This window comes from Methylorubrum populi, from assembly GCA_036946625.1.
Lineage (GTDB): Bacteria > Pseudomonadota > Alphaproteobacteria > Rhizobiales > Beijerinckiaceae > Methylobacterium > Methylobacterium populi_C.
Window position 1 is genome coordinate 2,387,897 of sequence record JAQIIU010000003.1, and the last position, 18,940, is coordinate 2,406,836.

At 71.3% G+C, this 18,940-nt stretch carries 13 protein-coding genes; 8 read left to right on the plus strand and 5 right to left on the minus strand.

Features of this window, described 5'->3' with window-relative positions; all coding sequences use genetic code 11:
* Positions 1–145 precede the first annotated feature (145 nt).
* Positions 146–2,287 (minus strand): protein-disulfide reductase DsbD family protein, encoded by a 2,142-nt coding sequence (locus PGN25_22620; GenBank protein ID MEH3120297.1) that lies wholly within the window; start codon positions 2,285–2,287, stop codon positions 146–148.
* 165 nt (positions 2,288–2,452) lie between these two features.
* Positions 2,453–4,522, minus strand: coding sequence for an NAD(+) synthase (locus PGN25_22625; protein MEH3120298.1), 2,070 nt, complete (start codon positions 4,520–4,522; stop codon positions 2,453–2,455).
* Between the two features lie 421 nt (positions 4,523–4,943).
* On the opposite strand from PGN25_22625, the gene PGN25_22630 reads away from it, so the two are divergent.
* From PGN25_22630 to xth, 3 genes are all read left to right on the plus strand, one after another.
* Positions 4,944–8,153, plus strand: a complete 3,210-nt coding sequence (locus tag PGN25_22630; GenBank protein ID MEH3120299.1) for a DNA translocase FtsK — start codon at positions 4,944–4,946, stop codon at positions 8,151–8,153.
* 146 nt (positions 8,154–8,299) lie between these two features.
* Complete coding sequence (locus PGN25_22635; GenBank protein MEH3120300.1) at positions 8,300–9,235, plus strand: outer-membrane lipoprotein carrier protein LolA; 936 nt, start codon at positions 8,300–8,302, stop codon at positions 9,233–9,235.
* Positions 9,236–9,437: 202 nt separating this feature from the next.
* Positions 9,438–10,247 carry an exodeoxyribonuclease III gene (gene xth, locus PGN25_22640; GenBank protein ID MEH3120301.1) on the plus strand — a complete coding sequence of 270 codons (810 nt, stop codon included), beginning with the start codon at positions 9,438–9,440 and terminating at the stop codon, positions 10,245–10,247.
* A gap of 245 nt (positions 10,248–10,492) precedes the next feature.
* On the opposite strand, the gene PGN25_22645 is transcribed toward xth, so the two are convergent.
* Entirely contained in the window at positions 10,493–11,959 is a 1,467-nt protein-coding gene (locus PGN25_22645; GenBank protein MEH3120302.1) for an amino acid permease, read from the minus strand.
* A gap of 435 nt (positions 11,960–12,394) precedes the next feature.
* Between PGN25_22645 and rpsO the strand changes: the two genes are divergently transcribed.
* The 3 genes from rpsO to PGN25_22660 all read left to right on the plus strand — a co-directional run bounded on the left by rpsO (position 12,395) and on the right by PGN25_22660 (position 15,737).
* A complete protein-coding gene (gene rpsO, locus PGN25_22650; protein MEH3120303.1) occupies positions 12,395–12,664 on the plus strand; it encodes a 30S ribosomal protein S15 in 270 nt (89 codons plus the stop codon).
* A 274-nt stretch (positions 12,665–12,938) separates the two neighbouring features.
* Positions 12,939–15,176: a polyribonucleotide nucleotidyltransferase gene (gene pnp / locus PGN25_22655; protein MEH3120304.1), complete on the plus strand. Its 2,238-nt coding sequence runs from the start codon at positions 12,939–12,941 to the stop codon at positions 15,174–15,176.
* A gap of 327 nt (positions 15,177–15,503) precedes the next feature.
* Positions 15,504–15,737, plus strand: coding sequence for a DUF2892 domain-containing protein (locus PGN25_22660; protein MEH3120305.1), 234 nt, complete (start codon positions 15,504–15,506; stop codon positions 15,735–15,737).
* Positions 15,738–15,815: 78 nt separating this feature from the next.
* Here the strand turns inward: PGN25_22660 and PGN25_22665 are convergent, their stop codons facing one another.
* Positions 15,816–16,082, minus strand: a complete 267-nt coding sequence (locus tag PGN25_22665; protein ID MEH3120306.1) for a GlsB/YeaQ/YmgE family stress response membrane protein — start codon at positions 16,080–16,082, stop codon at positions 15,816–15,818.
* Between the two features lie 239 nt (positions 16,083–16,321).
* On the opposite strand from PGN25_22665, the gene PGN25_22670 reads away from it, so the two are divergent.
* Both PGN25_22670 and PGN25_22675 read left to right on the plus strand, forming a co-directional pair.
* On the plus strand, positions 16,322–16,681 hold the full coding sequence (locus tag PGN25_22670; protein MEH3120307.1) for a RidA family protein: 360 nt from the start codon (positions 16,322–16,324) through the stop codon (positions 16,679–16,681).
* Positions 16,678–17,781 (plus strand): polyamine ABC transporter substrate-binding protein, encoded by a 1,104-nt coding sequence (locus PGN25_22675; GenBank protein MEH3120308.1) that lies wholly within the window; start codon positions 16,678–16,680, stop codon positions 17,779–17,781. Before PGN25_22670 ends, PGN25_22675 begins: the two co-directional genes overlap by 4 nt.
* A 96-nt stretch (positions 17,782–17,877) precedes the next feature.
* Here PGN25_22675 and PGN25_22680 read toward each other — a convergent pair whose 3' ends face one another.
* On the minus strand, positions 17,878–18,840 hold the full coding sequence (locus PGN25_22680; GenBank protein ID MEH3120309.1) for an IS110 family transposase: 963 nt from the start codon (positions 18,838–18,840) through the stop codon (positions 17,878–17,880).
* Positions 18,841–18,940: the final 100 nt, after the last annotated feature.

Below are 18,940 nucleotides of genomic sequence, written 5' to 3' on the forward strand. Positions count from 1 at the left end.
AAGGTGAAGGGGGCGGTTCCGGCAGAGCCTCCTCCGTTCAGGCCCCCTCACCTTCGGCTGCCGCCTCGCTTTGCCGACGGCAAGGTCGGCAAAGCCCTCTCCCCGCACGCGGGGCGAGGGGATGCACGGGGCGGGCAAGGGGGCCTTACCGAGCCGCCGCCACGTCCCCTGCCACGTCCCCCTTGCCCACCGCCGCCAGCACGATCCCTTCCGTCAGAATCTGCGGCAGCACCTGCGCCTCGCCCTGCCCCCGATAGACGAGGTAGAGCGGCACGCCGCTGCGGCCGTGGCGCTCCAGGAGGCGGGTGATCTCCGGGTTCCGGTTGGTCCAGTCGCCCTTCAGGTAGGCCACCCGTCCCGCCCGGAACGCCGCCTGCACGCCGTCGCGGGCGAGCACCGTGCGCTCGTTGACCTGGCAGGTGATGCACCACGCCGCGGTCATGTCCACGAACACCGTGCGTCCCTCCGCCCGCAGGGCGTCGAGGCGTCCTTGCGTGAAGGCCTCCTCGCCCTGCGCCAGGGCCGCGCCCCGCGCGCCCGCGCGGTCGCCGTCGAGGACGGCGACGAGGCCGAGGGCGGCGGCAAGCGCGGCGAGCGCCGCCGCCCGCCCGAAGGTCGTGCCGAGCCGGCCCGCGCCGCGCGCCCGCTCCCAGGCCCAGGCGGAAAGCCCCACCAGCACGAGGCCGGTCAGCCCCGCGAGCAGCCCGTCCGGCCCGACCTGCTGGGCCAGCACCCAGACCAGCCACGCCACCGTGGCGTAGACCGGGAAGGCGAGCGCTCCCTTGAGCACGTCCATCCAGGCGCCCGGCCGCGGCAGCAGGCGCAGCGCCTGCGGAAAGGCCGTGAGGCCCAGGAAGGGCAGGGCCAGCCCGAGCCCGAGGCTCGCGAAGACCGCGAGCGCGGCGAGCGGCGATTGCGTCAGCGCGAAGCCCACCGCCGCGCCCATGAACGGCGCCGTGCAGGGCGTGGCGACGAGCGTCGCCAGCACGCCGGTGAAGAAGGAGCCCTGATAGCCCGCCCGCCGGGTCAGGCGATCGCCGAGCCCGACGACGCGACCGCCGAGTTGCACCGCGCCCGACAGGCTGAGGCCCATGGCGAACAGCCCGTAGGCCAGGAGCGCCACCACGACCGGCGACTGGAGCTGGAAGCCCCAGCCGATCCCGGCGCCCCCCGCCTTCAGCGCGATCAGCAGCCCGGCCAGCCCGAGGAAGCTCAGGAGCACCCCCGCGGTGTAGGCGAGGCCGTGCAGGCGCACGCGGGCGGTGGATTCGCCGGCCTGCCGCACGAGGCTCAGGACCTTGATCGACAGGACGGGGAAGACGCAGGGCATCAGGTTGAGGAGGAGACCGCCGAGCAGCGCCAGCCCGGCGGCGCTCCACAGGGTCAGGCTCTCGTCCTCCGGCGGTGCGGGCGGGGCCTCGGGGACGGCGGCGGCCGTCGGCGCGGGCTCCGGCCCGAGGGCGTAGGCCTTGCGCACCCCGCCCTCGGTGAGGGCGAGCACGCCGGCGAGCGCCTCGGGCGGTCGTCCGGCGTCTCCCGGCGTGAGGGTGAGGCGCAGGCCGGTCGCATCGACCGTCAGATCCTGCGGGGCGGCGTTGTCGAGGGCGCCTTCCGCATAGGGGAAGAAGGCCGCCCCGCTCACCGGCCCGGCGGCCGGACCCGGCCGATCGAGATGCAGCACGAGGCGGTTCGCCTCGCGGATGGTGCGGAATGGGCCCGGTGCGGCCTCGGGCAGGGCGGCGCGGGCGCGGGCGAACAGGGCGGCCTGCCCCGGGGCCGGCGCGGCGGAGGCCGCCACCGGCAGGTCGAGACTCAGCTCGACGGATCCCGGAATGCAGATCTCCTCGCAGACGAGATAGGACAGCGTGCCGGCCAGATGCGCCGTGTCGCCGATCGCGGCGCCCGTCGGCACCTTGAGCGGCACCAGCAGGGTGACGGCGCCCTCGTAGCCGAAATTCATCAGGGTCTGGACCGGGATGCGCTCCGGAACCGGCCACCGCACCGGGCCGACCGAGAAGCCCGGGGGCAGGCGCCACGCCATCTCCGGCGGCAGGCCGGAATCGCCGGGATTGCGCCAGTAGACGTGCCAGCCCGGCTTCATCGCCATGTGCAGGCCGAGCGTCACGGTGCGGCCGGGCACCAGCGCCTCGCTCTCGGCCACGAGGCGCGCCCGCACCAGATCCTTCGCCTTGGCCGGCGACAGCACCCCTTGCGCCGCGGCGGGGCCGGCGCAAGGAAGGGCGAACGCCAGGGCGAGGGCCAGGATCGGGGTGAGAAGGCGGAGCATCGGACGTCCCTGTTGCGGACCGGCCTTTCCCCTTGTGGGGAGGGGGGAGGAGAGACGCCCGCCGGACCCGGCCGGGCCGACTGTCGTCAGCGGCACCGTATAGCAGACCCGGGCCGGGAAATGAGGCGCGGCCTCGGACCGCGCCGGACGGTGATGCGCGAAAAATCACGCCTTCGGCACGTTGCGCTCCAACTCGTCGAGCCACGCCCGCGCGCTGGCGTCGGAGGGCGCGCGCCAGTCGCCGCGGGGCGAGAGGGAGCCGCCGGCCGAGACCTTCGGGCCGTTGGGCAGGGCCGAGCGCTTGAACTGGCTGAAGCGGAAGAAGCGGTCGAGGAACACGTGAAGCCAGCGCCGGATCTCCGGCAGGTCGTAGGCGACGCGCTGAGGCACCGGAAAGTCCGGCGGCCAGTCGCCGCCCTGCGCGTCGCCCCAGGCGTGGAGCGCGAGGAAGGCGATCTTGGACGGCACGAAGCCGTGGCGCAGGGTGAACCACAGCGAGAAGTCCTGGAGCGCGTAGGGGCCGACCTTCCCTTCCGTGCTCTGCGGCCCCTCGCCTTCCGCGGCCGGCACCAGCTCCGGGGAAATCTCGGTGTCGAGCACGGCCTGGAGGGTGCGGTTCTCCTCCGACCCCAATTGCCCGGACGAGATCACCCAGCGGATCAGGTGCTGGATCAGGGTCTTGGGCACGCCCGCGTTGACACCGTAATGGCTCATCTGGTCGCCGACGCCGTAGGTGCTCCAGCCGAGCGCCAGTTCGGACAGGTCGCCGGTGCCGATGACGATCCCGCCGTGCTGGTTGGCGAGCCGGAACAGGTAGTCCGTGCGAAGCCCCGCCTGCACGTTCTCGAAGGTGACGTCGTAGACCGCCTCCCCCCGCCCGTACGGGTGGCCCATGTCGGTCAGCATCTGCCGGGCGGCCGGGCGGATGTCGATCTCCGCCGCCGTGGCACCGAGCGCCTGCATCAGGGCGTGGGCGTTGGCCTTGGTCCCGTCGGAGGTGGCGAAGCCCGGCAGGGTATAGGCGAGGATGTTTTCTCGCGGGAGGCCGAGTTTGTCGAAGGCCTTGGCGACGACGATCAGGGCGTGGGTCGAGTCGAGGCCGCCGGAGACGCCGATCACCGCCCGCTTCGTGCCCGTCGCGGCGAGCCGCTGGGCGAGGCCGGCGACCTGGATGCTGTAGGCCTCGTAGCAATCCTGGGCGAGGCGGGCCGGGTCGGCGGGCACGAAGGGGAAGCGCTCGACGCGGCGCCTCAGGCCCAGGTCGCCCTGCGGCGGGTCGAGCCGGAAGGGGATCGTGCGCCAGGGCGGGCCGCCGTGCCGGCGGGCGTTGTCGTCGAGGCTGCCGGCCTGGAGCCGCTCCTGGGCGATCAGGTCGAGGTCGAGGTCGGCGAGCGTCACCACCGGTCCCGCGGGGAAGCGCTCACCTTCGGCCAGCCGCACGCCGTTCTCGTCGATGCTGGTCTGCCCGTCCCAGGACAGGTCGGTGGTGGATTCGCCCGCACCCGCCGCCGCGTAGACGTAGGCGCACAGGCCCCGCATCGAGGCGGCGCGGGTCAGCAGGGCGCGGGACTCGGCCCGGCCCACGGTGATCGGGCTGCCGGAGGGGTTGGCGATCACGGTCGCGCCGGCCAGCACCGCCGCCATGCCCGGCGTCTGCGGCACCCAGAGATCCTCGCAGACCTCGATGGCGAGGCGGAAACCGGGCAGGTCGTCGGCGGAAAAAATCAGGTCGGTGCCGAACGGTGCCTCCAGCCCGCCGAGCCGGATCGTTTCGCCGGAAAGGCCGGCGCCGGAGGCGAAGTGGCGCTTCTCGTAGAATTCCCGGTAGTTCGGCAGGTAGCTCTTCGGCACCGCGCCGAGGAGCCGCCCGCCCCGGATCGCCACGGCGCAATTGTAGAGCCGGTTGCGCCAGCGCAGCGGCGCGCCGACCACGAGCACCGGCGTCAGCCCGGCGCTCTCCTCGACCAGCCGCGCGACCCCGGCCTCGACCGCATCGAGCAGGGCCGCCTGCAGCAGCAGGTCCTCGATGGCGTAGGAAGAGACGCAAAGTTCGGGGAAGACCGCGAGCGCCGCGCCGGCCGCGTGGACCTCCCGCGCCAGCCCGAGGATGTCCGCGACATTGGCCGCCGGGTCGCCCGGATGGCTGCGCCCGGTGCAGGCGGCCACGCGGGCGAAGCCGTGCCGGTAGAGGGAGCGGAAGTCCTTCGGACTCAAGGTCTCTTGGCTCGGAGTCATCACCGGGTCTCGAAGCTCACCTGATACGGCAGGAAGCCCTGCCAAGTGCCTGTCGGAACGTCATTTCTCGAGCCATATCCAAGGCATCGCCGCAACCGGGCCGCCGCCTGCCGTCGGGTCTCGGGAAGACACCGTGAAGCGCCGACCGCTCGCGACGATACCCGGTTCGCGCCACGCTTGCACCGGCGGCCCCGGGACGGCCGGGAGGCGGGGAGGGCAAGGGCGGGGGCAAGCGTTCGTTAACGACGATCCGCCTACCTTGGGGCTCGAACCGCTCCGCAGGAGCCGGACCTTGTTTCGAGTCATCTCACAGATCATGCGCGCATCGGGACGGCCTCCCTATTCCCATCGTGATCCGTCGCGGCCGAGCCGCGGCGGCGACCGCCTGGACCGGTCGATCGGCGGTCTCGCCCATCGGCTGATGAGTCTGCGCTCCAACCTCGCCCGGCGCATCGCCGGCGCCCCCCCGGCCCCGCCGCGGGCGCTGCCGCACGCGCTTCCGCATCCCGCCCTGCCGGAGCCGGGCGCGGACGGGTTCGACGCGGGCAGCGTGCCGAGCTGGCTGGTGCCGCCGGGGGCGATGCTCGGGCGCGGGGCCGCGGCGGAGGACGGGCCGCACGGCGCGGAGGAGGGGCTGTTCGCGACGGCCGACCCTGCCGCCCTGTCCGAACACGCCCCGCCCGGCCAGGCGCCGGCGTATCACGGCGGGCCGGAGATGCCGTTCGAGAGCCGGATCGACGCCCGCGCCTCGGGGCCCGGCGTTCTGGTGCGCACGCCGCGCCGCCCGGCGGCGATCGCTCCGGAAGCCGGTGCGATTCCGGCACCCCGTGCCCTGCCCTCCTCCCCGGTGCATCCGCAGGGACATCCCCAGGGCACGCCGCAGGCCGTGCCCGAGGCGGTGCGCTTCACCCGCACTCCCGACACCGTTCTGATGGAGCGCCGCCGCCAGGCGCTGGAGGCCGAGCGCGAGGCGCAGTCCCGGGCCCAGGCCCTGCTCGACGCCCGGGCGGCGGCCGAGGCCGCGGCCCTGGAGGCGGAGCGGGCCCGCGAGGCGGCGGAGCGCGAGGCCGCCGAGCGCGAGAGGCTGATCGCCGCCGAGGAGGCGGAGGCCGCGCGGCTGCGCGCCGAGCAGGCCGCCCTGGAAGTGCCGAGCTGGCGCCGCCCCTTCGTGCCGCCGCCGGGCGTGAGCTTCTTCCGCACCCCCGACCGCCGGCCGAAGCCCGCCGCCCCGCCGCCGCCGGCCGCTGCCCCGGTCGAGGACGCACAGGTCGCGACGGAGTCCCGGATCGGGGCCTTCGCGCCTCCCGCCGCTCCCGCCGTCGCGGCGGTCGGGGTCGCCCCGCTGCCCTTCGGCTTCGACGTGCCGTTCATCCCACCGGTTCCGGCCGAACCGTCCGACTGGTCGGACGTGCCGGACTGGTCGTCGCTGCACGGCTGGTTCGGCCCGGCCGAGGCCCCGGTCGAGGTCGCGCCCGCGTCCGAGCCTCGGCCCGCCGCGCCGCGCCCGGCGCTGCACGCCATGGCCGCCCGCGCCGCGATCCGCCCGGCTCACCAAGCCCAAGTGGAGGCCGGCGGCGAGGCCGCGATCGCGGCGCGGCCCGTGCCCTTCGCCGCCCATCCGGTTGCGCCCCACGCCGGACCGCAGGCCCCGGCCGCCACCGCGGCGCCCGCTTCCGCACAGCCCGCGCCGCAGGCCCCCTCCCCTGCCCCGCAGGCGGTGGCGCCGCTGACGATCCCGGCACGGCCCGTCCTGCTGCGGACGCGGCCCGGCGCCGAGCCCGAGGCGGCCGAAGAGACCGTCGACGAGACGAGCGGATCGGCCGTCGAGGCGGCGCAGGACGCCTTCCCGGACTTCGACGCCGCGTTCGAGCCGGAAGCCGTCCCCGCGGCCGCCGAGCCCGTCGCCGTCGAGGCGGAATCCGAGCACCGCCCGCGGGCGATCCTGCCCGAGCGCCCGACGCTGATCCCCGCCGGCCGCCACCTGGAGGCGTCGTTCATCGGCAATGCCGATTACGAACTGCCCGCCCTGGAGCTGCTCGCCGAACCGCCGCTGCCCGACGGCGAAGAGGTCGATGCGGACGAACTGGAGCAGAACGCCCTCAACCTCCAGCAGACCGTGCAGGACTTTGGCGTGCGCGGCGACATCCTGGCGGTGCGCCCCGGCCCCGTCGTCACCCTCTACGAGCTGGAGCCGGCGCCGGGCACCAAGTCGAGCCGCGTCATCGGCCTGTCGGACGACATCGCCCGCTCGATGTCCGCCGTCTCCGCCCGCGTCGCCGTCGTCCCCGGCCGCAACGTGATCGGCATCGAACTGCCGAACCCGGTGCGCGAGACCGTGTACCTGCGCGAGCTGCTGGCCTCGGTCGATTTCGTGGAGACCAGGCACAAGCTCGCCCTGTGCCTCGGCAAGAACATCGGCGGCGAGCCGATCATCGCCGACCTCGCCCGCATGCCGCACCTGCTGGTCGCCGGCACCACCGGCTCGGGCAAGTCGGTGGCCATCAACACCATGATCCTCAGCCTGCTCTACCGGATGAAGCCGGAGGAGTGCCGCCTGATCATGGTCGATCCCAAGATGCTGGAACTGTCGGTCTACGACGGCATCCCGCACCTGCTCTCCCCCGTCGTCATCGACCCGAAGAAGGCGGTCATCGCCCTCAAATGGGCCGTGCGCGAGATGGAGGAACGCTACAAGAAGATGTCGAAGATCAGCGTGCGCAACATCGACGGGTACAATGCCCGGATGAAGGAGGCGCGCGAGCGGGGCGAGACCATCACCCGCACCGTGCAGACCGGCTTCGACCGCACCACCGGCGAGGCGGTCTACGAGGACGAGGTCATGGACCTCAACCCGCTGCCCTACATCGTGATCGTTGTCGACGAGATGGCCGACCTGATGATGGTGGCGGGCAAGGACATCGAGGGGGCGATCCAGCGGCTGGCGCAGATGGCGCGGGCGGCGGGCATCCACCTGATCATGGCGACGCAGCGCCCGAGCGTGGACGTGATCACCGGCACGATCAAGGCGAACTTCCCGACCCGGATCTCGTTCCAGGTGACGAGCAAGATCGACTCGCGCACGATCTTAGGGGAGATGGGCGCGGAGCAGTTGCTGGGCCAGGGCGACATGCTGTTCATGGCCGGCGGCGGGCGCACGACCCGCGTGCACGGGCCGTTCTGCTCGGATTCGGAAGTCGAGACCGTGGTCGCCCACCTCAAGGCGCAAGGGCGGCCGTCCTACCTCGAAGCGGTCACCGCCGACGACGGTTCCTCCGACCAGCCGGAGAAGCCGGCCAAGGGCTCGCGCGCCGCGGCCAAGGCCGAGAAGGACGACTTCGCGGAAGGTGAGGACGCGGACGCCCCGGTCTTCGACATCGGCGCCTTCGCGGCGAGTGCGGGCGCCGAGGGCGGCGAGCTCTACGAGCAGGCCATCGCCGTGGTGTTGCGCGACCGCAAGGCCTCGACGAGCTACATCCAGCGCCGCCTCCAGATCGGCTACAACCGCGCCGCCTCGATCATGGAGCGGATGGAGATCGAGGGGATCGTCGGACCGGCCAACCACGCGGGCAAGCGCGAGATCCTGGTCGAGGGCCTCGCGGGCGCCCCCTCCGGCGGCTACGACGACGAGTGACCCCGGGAATCCGGCCCCCGTCGCATATTCGCCACAGGGGCCGGGTCTACCCGCGAACACGACATCCGGACGCGCCGCTGCCCTGCGCGTCCGCACCCGGGACGACCTGCCCCGCGCGCCCGCAGCTTATCGGAGATGCCCACACGATGACTGGCCGACGCCTCTCCTTCGCCGGTCCGCTGCTCGTCGCCGCGCTGGCGCTCCAGCCGCAGCCGGCGGACGCCCAGGTCTCCTCCTTCCTCGACGGCCTGTTCGGCCGCAAGGAGGAGTCGGCGCCGCCCCCGGCCGCGGCACCCGCGCCGGAGGCCGCACCGGCCCCGGCGAAGAAGGCGGCGCAGAAGCCCGGCAAAGGCGCGGACAAGGCCGCCGAGAAGTCTGCCGACAAACCCGGGGAGAAGACCGGCAGCATCAGGGCCGCGGCCAAGCCCGCCCCGACGGCCCCGGCCGCGAATGCCGGCACGCGGGTCGCGGCGGTGGGGGCACCCAACCTCGGCGCCTCGCTTCAGGACGCCGACCCGGCCGCCGTCGTGACGGCGGCCAACGCCTACTTCAACGGCTTCCAGACCCTGACCGGCTCGTTCATCCAGATCGGCGCGGACGGGCGCCGCATCGGCGGCAAGCTGTCGCTGGCCAAGCCCGGGCGCCTGCGCTTCGAGTACGACCAGCCCTCTCCGCTCGAAGTGGTGGCCGATGGCACCTCGGTGGCGGTGCGCGACCGCAAGCTCGGCACCCAGGATCTCTACTTCATCTCGCAGACGCCGCTGAAATTCCTCCTTCGCGAGAAGATCGACCTCGCCCGCGACCTCACGGTCACCGAAGTCACCAACGATCCGGGCGGCGTGCGCGTCGGCCTGGAGGACCGTTCGACGCTCGGCGGCACCTCGAAGATCCAACTGTTCTTCGACGCCGAGGTGAAGACCCTGTCGCAGTGGCGGATCACCGATCCGCAGGGCTATCTCACCACCGTGCAGCTCTCGAACCTGCAGAAGGACAAGGCGGTCGACGGATCGCTGTTCTTCATCAATTACGGCCGTGCCGAGGACAAGGCGATGCAGCGCCAGATCGAGAGCCAGAATCCCTGAATGGCCCCCGGGGACCAGAGACGACGACAACATGGCCGGCGAAGAGCGGTTTCGACCTGTCGCGGATGACGGGCGGCCGGCTCCGCGCCGTGCTGCACGGCCTCGCGCTGGAGGAAGAGGCCGCCGCGGCGTGATATTCCCGACCCGTGCGGGTTGGGCTAACGGAGCGTGATCCCCCGCCCCGCTCCGCAGGCTTCTTCCGTTGCGCCTCACCGTCACGACCTGGAACATCAACTCGGTGCGGCTGCGCATCGAATCCGTGCTGCGCTTCCTGCGCGAGGCCCGGCCCGACGTGCTCTGCCTCCAGGAGACCAAGTGCCCCGACGACCTCTTCCCGCTCAAGGCGCTCGAGGGGTCGGGCTACGAGAACGTCGTCTTCGCCGGGCAAAAAGGTTATAACGGCGTCGCGATCCTCTCGCGCTTTCCCCTGCTCACCCGCGACGTGATGAGCTTCTGCCAGCGGGCGGATGCGCGCCACGTCTCGGCGGTGCTCGGGCCCGAGGCGGGCCCGGCGGCGGGCATCGTGCTGCACGATTTCTACGTGCCGGCCGGCGGCGACGTGCCCCACCGCGACCTCAACCCGAAATTCGCGCACAAGCTCGACTTCCTCGCCGAACTGCGCGCCTGGGGCGGGCGGCGCGTCGCGGGCCCGGCGATCCTCGTCGGCGACCTCAACGTGGCGCCGCTGGAGCATGACGTCTGGTCGCACAAGCAGCTCCTCGACGTGGTGAGCCACACCCCCGTCGAGACCGAGGCGCTGGAGACCCTGCGCGGCGAAGCCGGCTGGATCGACGCGGCCCGGCTCCTCACTCCGGAGCCGGAAAAGATCTACACGTGGTGGAGCTACCGCTCGCCGAACTGGGAACGCGCCGACAAGGGCCGGCGCCTCGACCACGCCTGGGTCTCGCCCGACCTCGCCGGCACGGTGCGCAAGGTCGCGGTGTTTCGCGAAGCGAGAGGCTGGGAGAAGCCCTCCGACCACGTGCCGGTCACGTTGACGCTGGAACTGTAGCCCGGGAACGCGGGCGCCTTCCCGGGCATTTGGCCTCCGACCTCACCGTATCGAAGGGAGCCCGCCCGAATGCGTTCGATCCTGCGCCAGATCCTCGTCGTCTTCCTCCTGCCCAGGGCCATCGCCTACCTGCGCCGCCGCTACGGCGGCGGCCGCGCCGCGGGTTCCCACCGCGGGTCCTGAATCCGGGTTCCCAAAGGGATCATCCCTTTGGCGGGGCGCCGGGGTGGAACCCCGGCTTCCCTTCAACCAGGGCTCTGCCCTGGACCCGCGAAAGGACTCGTCCTTTCGAAACCTGGACTTGCTGCGACCCGCCGACGGCCGTAGCCGAACCAGATCGCCAGCCCGAGGCCGAGCCAGACCAGCAGGCGCAGCCACGTGTCGCCGGGCAGGCTCGCCATCAGGGCGAGGCAGGCGAGAATGCCCAGCACCGGCACGAGGACGCCGCCCGGCACCCGGAAGGGCCGCGCCCGCTCCGGCTCCGTCCGGCGCAGGATCAGCACGCTGGCGCAGACGAGGATGAAGGCGAGCAGCGTGCCGATGCTGACGAGTTCGCCGAGGATGCCGATCGGCACCAGCGCCGCCACGAGGGCGGTGGCGAGCCCGATCAGCCCCTGCGCCACGAACGGCGTCCGGCTCCGTTCGCCGATGCGCGAAAACAGGTCCGGCAGCATCCGGTCGCGGGCCATGGCGTAGCCGATCCGCGCCTGCCCGTAGAGCGCGGTGAGCGCCGCCGTCGTCAGCCCGATCAGCGCGCCCGCCTTGATCGCCACCGAGAAGCCGGTCAGCCCCGTCACCGTGATCGCCTTGGCGATCGGATCGGCGACGTCGAGGTCGCGGTAGGGCACGAGGCCGGTCAGCACCGCGGCCACCGCCACGTAGAGCGCCGCGGTGACGATCAGCGAGCCGATCAGCCCCACGGGCGCGTCCCGCTGCGGATCGCGGGTCTCGCCGGCCGCGGTCGAGACGGTCTCGAAGCCGACATAGGCGAAGAACACGACGCCTGCCCCGCGAAAGATGCCGCTCCAGCCGAAGGCCCCGAACGCGCCCTCGTTTTCCGGCACCAGCGGGTGCCACAGTTCGGGCCGCAGGTGAGCGGCGCCGACGGCGAGGAAGGCGAGGATGATCGCCACCTTCAGCGCCACCAGCACGGCGTTGGTGCGGGCCGCACCCCGGTTGTCGCGCATCAGCAGGGCGGTGAGCGCCAGCGTCACGAGCGCAGCCGGCAGGTTGACCACCCCACCCTCCCCCGGCGCCGCGGCGAGCGCAGCCGGCAGCCTGAGCCCCGCATCGGCCATGAGGCTCTGCGCGTAGCCGGACCAGCCGACGGCGATGGTGGCCGCGGCCATGGCGAATTCGAGCACCAGATCCCAGCCGATGATCCAGGCCGGCAGCGCGCCCAGCGTGGCGTAGGTGTAGGAATAGGTCGAGCCCGCCACCGGGATCATCGCGGCGAGTTCGGCGTAGCACAGGGCGACCAGCCCGCTCGCCACCGCGCCGAGCACGAAGGAGAGCATCAGCCCCGGCCCGGCGAAGTTGGCCGCCGCGGTGCCGGTGAGCACGAAGATCCCGGCCCCGACCGTCGCGCCGACGCCGATGCAGACGAGGCTGAAGGCGGAGAGGTTTTTTGCCAGTGACGGACCGCCCGGGCCGGAATCGTCGGCGATCAGGGCGGCGACGGGCTTGCGGGCGCCGAGGGCGGGATGGGGCATGGGGTCTCGCTGAGCTTGGTGCGGATCACGCCCGGCCACGCGAAATCCGCGCCGGTCGTGAATGTCTCCACGAAACCCTTACCGCACCGCCGCGGCCGGAGACGAGCAGATCGAGTGATCGGAAGTTTTGCGAGGCACTCCGAGGCCGTGCGGGGCGCTTGTCGGAGACCCCGAATGACGGGCGGGGGCAAGAGGAGCGCCGGTCAGGAGCCGTTGCCCGAGTTCGGAGCCATGCCGAGCACGGCACTGGCGCTTCCCACGGTTTCGTGTATGGTCCGCGCCGCCTCGACCCGGCTCACGGGCGGGGCTTGTGCCGCTTGCGGCTGACCGTGCTGGACGACATCCCGGCACCGGCCCGACCGCGAGTTTTTCAAAGGTGCCCTTCCCCTCACCTGGGCGGCGCCTCCGATCGAACTTCCATCTGAAAGGCCTGCGATGTCGATCACGGCAGAGCGCAAGACCGCGCTCATCAAGGAATACGCCAAGGGCAACAAGGACACCGGCTCGCCGGAGGTCCAGATCGCCATCCTCACCGAGCGGATCACCAACCTGACCGCCCACTTCAAGACCCACGGCAAGGACAACCACTCCCGCCGCGGCCTCCTGAAGCTGGTCTCGCAGCGCCGCTCGCTGCTCGACTACCTGAAGCGCAAGGAAGAGGCGCGCTACCGCACCCTCATCGAGCGCCTCGGCATCCGCCGCTAAGGCCTTTCTCGAAGCGTCGCGCGGTCCCTCGGGACCGCGTTTTCACGATCCGCGCACTCGGCCGAAGGGGACGCCGGTTCGGCGTGAAGAGGGCGCGGCAAAGCAAGAGGGACCGTTCGGGCATGGGGCCCGGCCGGTCCGTCCCCGGGTGGCTTGAAGGCGAAGGGCGCCAGGGCAGGATCGCGAGACGCTTCCATCGAGGCAAGCGTCTCGCCGTCTTGCCTCTGGCGGCGCCGGGCTCACCCGACCCGTATGTTCGAAGGCAAGAGACACCATGTTCGACGTCCAACGCGAAGAGCTGATCTGGGGCGACCGCAAGCTCGTCCTCGAAACCGGCAAGACCGCCCGCCAGGCCGACGGCGCCGTGGTCGCCACCTACGGCGAGACCACCGTGCTCGCCACCGTGGTCGCGGCCAAGGAGCCCAAGCCCGGCATCGACTTCATGCCGCTGACCGTGAACTACCAGGAGCGCGCCTACGCCGCCGGCCGCATTCCCGGCGGCTACTTCAAGCGCGAGGGCCGCCCGTCCGAGAAGGAGACGCTCGTCTCCCGCCTGATCGACCGGCCGATCCGCCCGCTCTTCGTCGAGGGCTGGCGCAACGACACCCAGGTCGTCGTCACCGTCCTCAGCCACGACCTCGAGAACGATCCCGACATCGTCTCGATGGTGGCGGCCTCCGCCGCGCTGACGCTCTCCGGCGTGCCGTTCATGGGCCCGATCGGCGCCGCCCGCGTCGGCTACATCAACGGCGGCTACAAGCTGAACCCGCTGGTGACCGAGGTCTCCGAGTCCACCCTCGACCTCGTCGTCGCCGGCACGCAGGACGCCGTGCTGATGGTCGAGTCCGAGGCGCGTGAGCTCTCCGAGGACGTGATGCTCGGGGCCGTGATGTTCGGCCACAAGCACTTCCAGCCGGTGATCGAGGCGATCATCCGGCTGGCCGAGAAGGCCGCCAAGGAGCCGCGCGCCTTCGCTCCGCCGGAGAACGCCGACGTCGAGAAGGCGGTGCTGGAGATCGGCGAGGCGGAGCTGCGCGAGGCCTACAAGAAGACGGTCAAGCAGGAGCGCTACGCCGCGGTCGACGCCGTGAAGGCGAAGGTCGTCGCCGCGCTCTGCCCCTCCGAGGGCGAGCAGACGTTCGCTCCTGAGAAGGTCAAGGCGGCCTTCAAGGAGGCCCAGTCGAAGGTGGTCCGCTGGAACATCCTCGACACGGGTTCGCGCATCGACGGCCGCGACGTGAAGACCGTCCGCCCGATCGTGTCGGAAGTCGGCGTGCTGCCCCGCGCCCACGGCTCGGCGATGTTCACCCGCGGCGAGACCCAGGCGCTGGTCGTCGCCACGCTGGGCACCGGCGAGGACGAGCAGTTCATCGACGCGCTCGAAGGGACGTACAAGGAGCGCTTCCTGCTCCACTACAACTTCCCTCCCTACTCGGTCGGCGAGACCGGCCGCATGGGCTCGCCCGGCCGCCGCGAGATCGGCCACGGCAAGCTCGCCTGGCGCGCGATCCGGCCCGTGCTGCCGCCGGCCCACGAGTTCCCGTACACGATCCGCGTGGTCTCCGAGATCACCGAGTCGAACGGCTCCTCCTCCATGGCCTCGGTCTGCGGCGGCTCGCTGTCGCTGATGGATGCGGGCGTGCCCCTGCGCCGTCCGGTGGCCGGCATCGCCATGGGCCTGATCCTGGAAGGCGAGCGCTTCGCGGTGCTCTCCGACATCCTCGGCGACGAGGACCATCTCGGCGACATGGACTTCAAGGTGGCCGGCACGGACGAGGGCATCACCTCGCTCCAGATGGACATCAAGATCGCCGGCATCACCGAGGAGATCATGCGGGTGGCGCTCGCCCAGGCCAAGGACGGGCGCGCTCACATCCTCGGCGAGATGGCGCACGCCCTGACCGCGGCCCGTCCGGAGCTCGGCGAGTACGCACCACGCATCGAGACGATGCAGATCCCCACCGACAAGATCCGCGACGTGATCGGCACCGGCGGCAAGATCATCCGCGAGATCGTGGAAAAGACCGGCGCCAAGATCAACATCGAGGATACCGGCGTCGTGAAGATCGCCTCCTCCGACGGCAAGGCGATCAAGGCGGCCTACAACTGGATCCGCTCCATCGTCGCCGAGCCGGAGGCCGGCACGATCTACGACGGCACGATCGTCAAGATCATGGAGTTCGGCGCCTTCGTGAACTTCTTCGGCGCCAAGGACGGCCTCGTCCACATCTCCGAGCTCGCCCCGCAGCGGGTCGCCAAGGTCGGCGACGTCGTCAAGGAGGGCCAGAAGGTCAAGGTGAAGTTCCTGGGCGCCGACGAGCGCGGCAAGATCCGCCTGTCGATGAAGGTCGTCGATCAGGAGACCGGCGAGGACATCACCGAGCGGCTCAAGGCCGAGCGCGCGGAGCGCGGCGAGCCGGAGCGCGAGGAGCGGGGCGACCGCGGGGATCGTGGCGATCGCGGCCCCCGCCGCGACCGCGGCGAGCGCCGTCGGGAGTCGTCGGGCGAGTAAGCGCCTCACACGGCACGAAAAAGGGCGGCCGGGAGGCCGCCCTTTTTCTTGTCCGGTCGATCAGGACCGCAGCGCCTCCAGTATCGGCCGGAGCTTGCACACTTGCGGCGGTGGCGCTCGATCAGGCTGGGGATGGGAGCAGGGCTTTCCTCTCGCCCTGCCGTTGCCTGACGAAGACACGTCGGCCGGCCGAACAGGCTCTCGGATCGGCGACGCGGTGCGGGTGCCGGTGACCATCGAAAACCTGCCTCCCCACGGAACGGCGCCGCCCGCCCGGCGTTCGCCCCGCGAACCCGAAAAGGGCATCCGAGAAGGAGCGTGTTTTCCGTGAACGAGATGATCGAGGACATTTTCTCCGGCGAGCCGAACCTGGGCATGACCGAGCGCGCGGTCTCCGTCGCGCTGGGGCTCGGCATCGCCGCCGCGGCGGCCCAGCCGCGGCCGAACAAGCTCCTGAGCCTCGCCGCCCTGGTGGTGGGCGTCGGCCTCGCCGTGCGCGGCGCCACCGGCCACTGCGCCGTCAAGGCGGTCGCCGGCGGCGGGCGCGACCTCACCGCCTGATCGCCTTCGCAAGCCCGACGAGAAGGGGGCGCCCCTCGCGGGAGCGCCCCCTTCTCGTTCGACGCAGGGCCCCGGCGGTCAGAGCGAGCGGCTGCTGGTCCGGCCGGCGATGAAGCCGTAGATCGCCAGCACGATGCAGGCGCCGACGATGGAGCCGATGAAGCGGGCGCCCTCGTTCGGCCCGTACCAGCCGATCGCCTGGCCGATGAAGGTGGCGACGAAGGCGCCGACGATGCCGAGGATCGTCGTCATGATGAAGCCGGCGGGCTCCTTGTCGCCGGGCATGATGAACTTGGCGATGACGCCGGCCACGAAGCCGATGATGATGGTCCAGAGAATTTCCATGTCGTCTCAACCCCGAAGAACGTCGCCGCACCGAAGGTCCGATGCGTAGACTTGACCGTATTCGGGTGACAAACGCACGAGCGACGATGCCGGTTGCCTCGCAAACCGCCCGAGAACCGAAAAAAGCCCGTCGGCGCGCGGCGGGCCTCCCGGCAATCGGCACGAGCCCCTTTACGGGCAACCACCTGCGGCGGCAGAAGGGTCAGCCTTCCAATGAACCCGAGACCGGCACCCGACCCATGACCATCGAACGCTACGAGACCGGCCCCCGCATGAGCCAAGCGGTCGCCCACGGCGACCTCGTCTTCCTCGCGGGGCAAGTGGCCGCCGACGTGGTCGGCACCGGCGTGACCGCGCAGACGCAGCAGATCCTGGAGCAGATCGACCGGCTGCTGCTGGCGGCGGCCAGCGACAAGTCCCGCATCCTGTCGGCCACCGTCTACCTCGCCGACATGGGGGGCTTCGCCGAGATGAACGCCGCCTGGGACGCCTGGGTGGACCGGGAGAACCCGCCCGCCCGCGCCACCGTCGAGGCGCGGCTCGCCGGCCCCGAATACTACGTCGAGATCGTCGTCACCGCGGTGCGGACCAAGCCGTGATCCGGCGGCGCCTGCTGGCGGGGCTCGCGGCCCTTCCCTTCGTGCTCGGCTGCGCGGCCGGTCTGCGGGCGCAGGAGCGCGTCGTCAACATCTACAACTGGTCGGACTACATCGACCCGAAGGTGCTCGACGACTTCACGAAGGCGACGGGGATCAAGGTCGTCTACGACACCTACGACAACAACGAGATCCTCGAGACGAAGTTGCTCGCCGGCCGATCCGGCTACGACATCGTCGTGCCCTCCGGGCCCTTCCTGCAGCGCCTGATCAAGGCGGGGGTCTTCCTGCCCCTCGACAAGGGGAAGATCCCCAACCTGAAGAACGCCTGGCCCGAGATCGACAACCGCCTCCAGGCCTACGATCCCGGCAACACGTTCGCCGTCGATTACATGTGGGGCACCACCGGCATCGGCGTGAACGTGGCGGCTTTGCGCGAGCGCCTCGGGGCCAACGCAGTCCTCAACAGTTGGAGCCTCGTGCTCAATCCGGGCTCGATCGGCAAGCTCAAGGATTGCGGCGTCATGCTCCTCGATTCCCCCGAGGACCTGATCCCCTCGATCCTGCCCTTCTACGGCTTCAAGTCGGACTCGAAGCGCTGGGACGACATCACCACCGTCACCGACGCCCTCTACAAGGTCCGCGGCTCGGTGCGGAAGTTCCATTCGTCGGAATACATCAACGGGCTCGCCAACGGCGATCTCTGCCTCGCGGTCGGCTATTCCGGCGACGTGATGCAGGCGAAGCGGCGCGCCGAGGAATCGAAGAACGGCGTCGAGATCGCCTACTTCATCCCGAAGGAGGGCACGCTGATGTGGTTCGACGCCTTCGCGATCCCGAAGGACGCCGCCCACCCGGCCGAGGCCCACGCCTTCATCGACTACATGATGCGCCCCGAGGTCGCGGCGGCCAACACCAACTTCGTGTCCTTCGCCAACGGCAACCTCGCCTCGCAGGCCTTCGTGAAGCCGGAGATCATGGGCAATCCCGGCATCTACCCGGACGAGGCGACGATGCAGCGGCTCTCGATCAACACCGCCTGGAACGACTCGACCCAGCGCTTCGTGACGCGCGCCTGGACGCGGGTGCGCACCGGCCGCTGAGCGCCCTGCCCCTCATCCCGTTTCCGGTCGATCGCCTCGGGTTTCGCCCCAGTCCGTCATCGCGAGCGGCAGCGAAGCGATCTACCGTGTCTCAGGTCAAGCGGTCTGGAAGGTCTTTCCGGCGCGGACCATGGCGTTGAGGGTGGTGACGAGCTTTCGCACGACGGCGATGAGGGCGAGTTTGTGGGGCTTGCCGGCTTGGCGCAGGCGCTCGTAGAGGCGGCGGAAGACGGGGTTGTGGCGGCTGGCGGTCAGGGCGGCCATGAACATCACGTCGCGCAAGGCTTTGCGTCCGCCGGTGATGCTGGCCGAGCGGATCGAGGAGCCGCTGTGGCAGGTGATGGGCGCCACGCCGACCAGAGCCGCGACCGTGCGCCGGTTCAGGCGGCCGAGTTCCGGCAGCCACGCCAGCAGGGCACGACAGGCCACGGGTCCGACGCCCTTGCACGTGCGCAACAGGGCGGCGGTGCGAGCCAGTTCGGCATCGGCGGCGATGGCTTCGTCCAAGGCCGCGCCGATCGCGGCGATCTGGCCGTCGAGCAGGGCGAGGCTGGCGGTGATCGAGGCGCGCACGATCGTGCTCTCGGTGCGTTCGGCCCGGCACTGCTCGGCCTGTCGCTGATCCTTGAGCTGGCCGAGCCGGGTCATCAGTTCGGCGAGCGCGCGCTGAGCCGGGCTCGGCAGCGGCGGGGCGACTTCGTCCACGGTAAAGGCCGCCAAGGCGGCCAGGACGGCGGCGTCGATCCGATCGGTCTTGGCCAGCCGCGCCTGGGCGCGGGCGAACGCCCGGGCGCGGCCGGGATGGATCCGGCGGATCGGCAGCCCCAGCGCCGTGGCGGCTTCGATCAGCGGCCACTCGTAGCCGCCGGTGGCTTCGCACACGAGGTTGGCGCAGGCGCGCCAGTGCGGCTTGGACAAGGCGGCCGTCAGGGCCGCGACCGTGTTGTCGATGCGGGCGGTGCGTCCGCGCGTGTCGGCCAGATCGACCCAATCCTTCGAGACATCGGCGCCGAGAAAGCAAGGGGAGGCTGGCGCGGTGTGGGCTGGCGAGGCTACCATGACGAGGCCTTTCGCGAGACAGGCAAGGTCCTCTGGCACGGGATTGTAAGCTCGGGCTGCGCCCGCTCTACCGTTCGTGCTCAAGACCGTGGAGGCGCCG

Coding starts and splice junctions, on each gene's coding strand:
- PGN25_22665 (MEH3120306.1), bottom strand. CDS start 16,082: ATGGAAATTCTCTGGACCATCATCATCGGCTTCGTGGCCGGCGTCATC.
- pnp (MEH3120304.1), top strand. CDS start 12,939: ATGTTCGACGTCCAACGCGAAGAGCTGATCTGGGGCGACCGCAAGCTC.
- rpsO (MEH3120303.1), top strand. CDS start 12,395: ATGTCGATCACGGCAGAGCGCAAGACCGCGCTCATCAAGGAATACGCC.
- PGN25_22645 (MEH3120302.1), bottom strand. CDS start 11,959: ATGCCCCATCCCGCCCTCGGCGCCCGCAAGCCCGTCGCCGCCCTGATC.
- PGN25_22625 (MEH3120298.1), bottom strand. CDS start 4,522: ATGACTCCGAGCCAAGAGACCTTGAGTCCGAAGGACTTCCGCTCCCTC.
- PGN25_22620 (MEH3120297.1), bottom strand. CDS start 2,287: ATGCTCCGCCTTCTCACCCCGATCCTGGCCCTCGCCCTGGCGTTCGCC.
- PGN25_22680 (MEH3120309.1), bottom strand. CDS start 18,840: ATGGTAGCCTCGCCAGCCCACACCGCGCCAGCCTCCCCTTGCTTTCTC.
- PGN25_22670 (MEH3120307.1), top strand. CDS start 16,322: ATGACCATCGAACGCTACGAGACCGGCCCCCGCATGAGCCAAGCGGTC.
- PGN25_22635 (MEH3120300.1), top strand. CDS start 8,300: ATGACTGGCCGACGCCTCTCCTTCGCCGGTCCGCTGCTCGTCGCCGCG.
- PGN25_22630 (MEH3120299.1), top strand. CDS start 4,944: ATGAGTCTGCGCTCCAACCTCGCCCGGCGCATCGCCGGCGCCCCCCCG.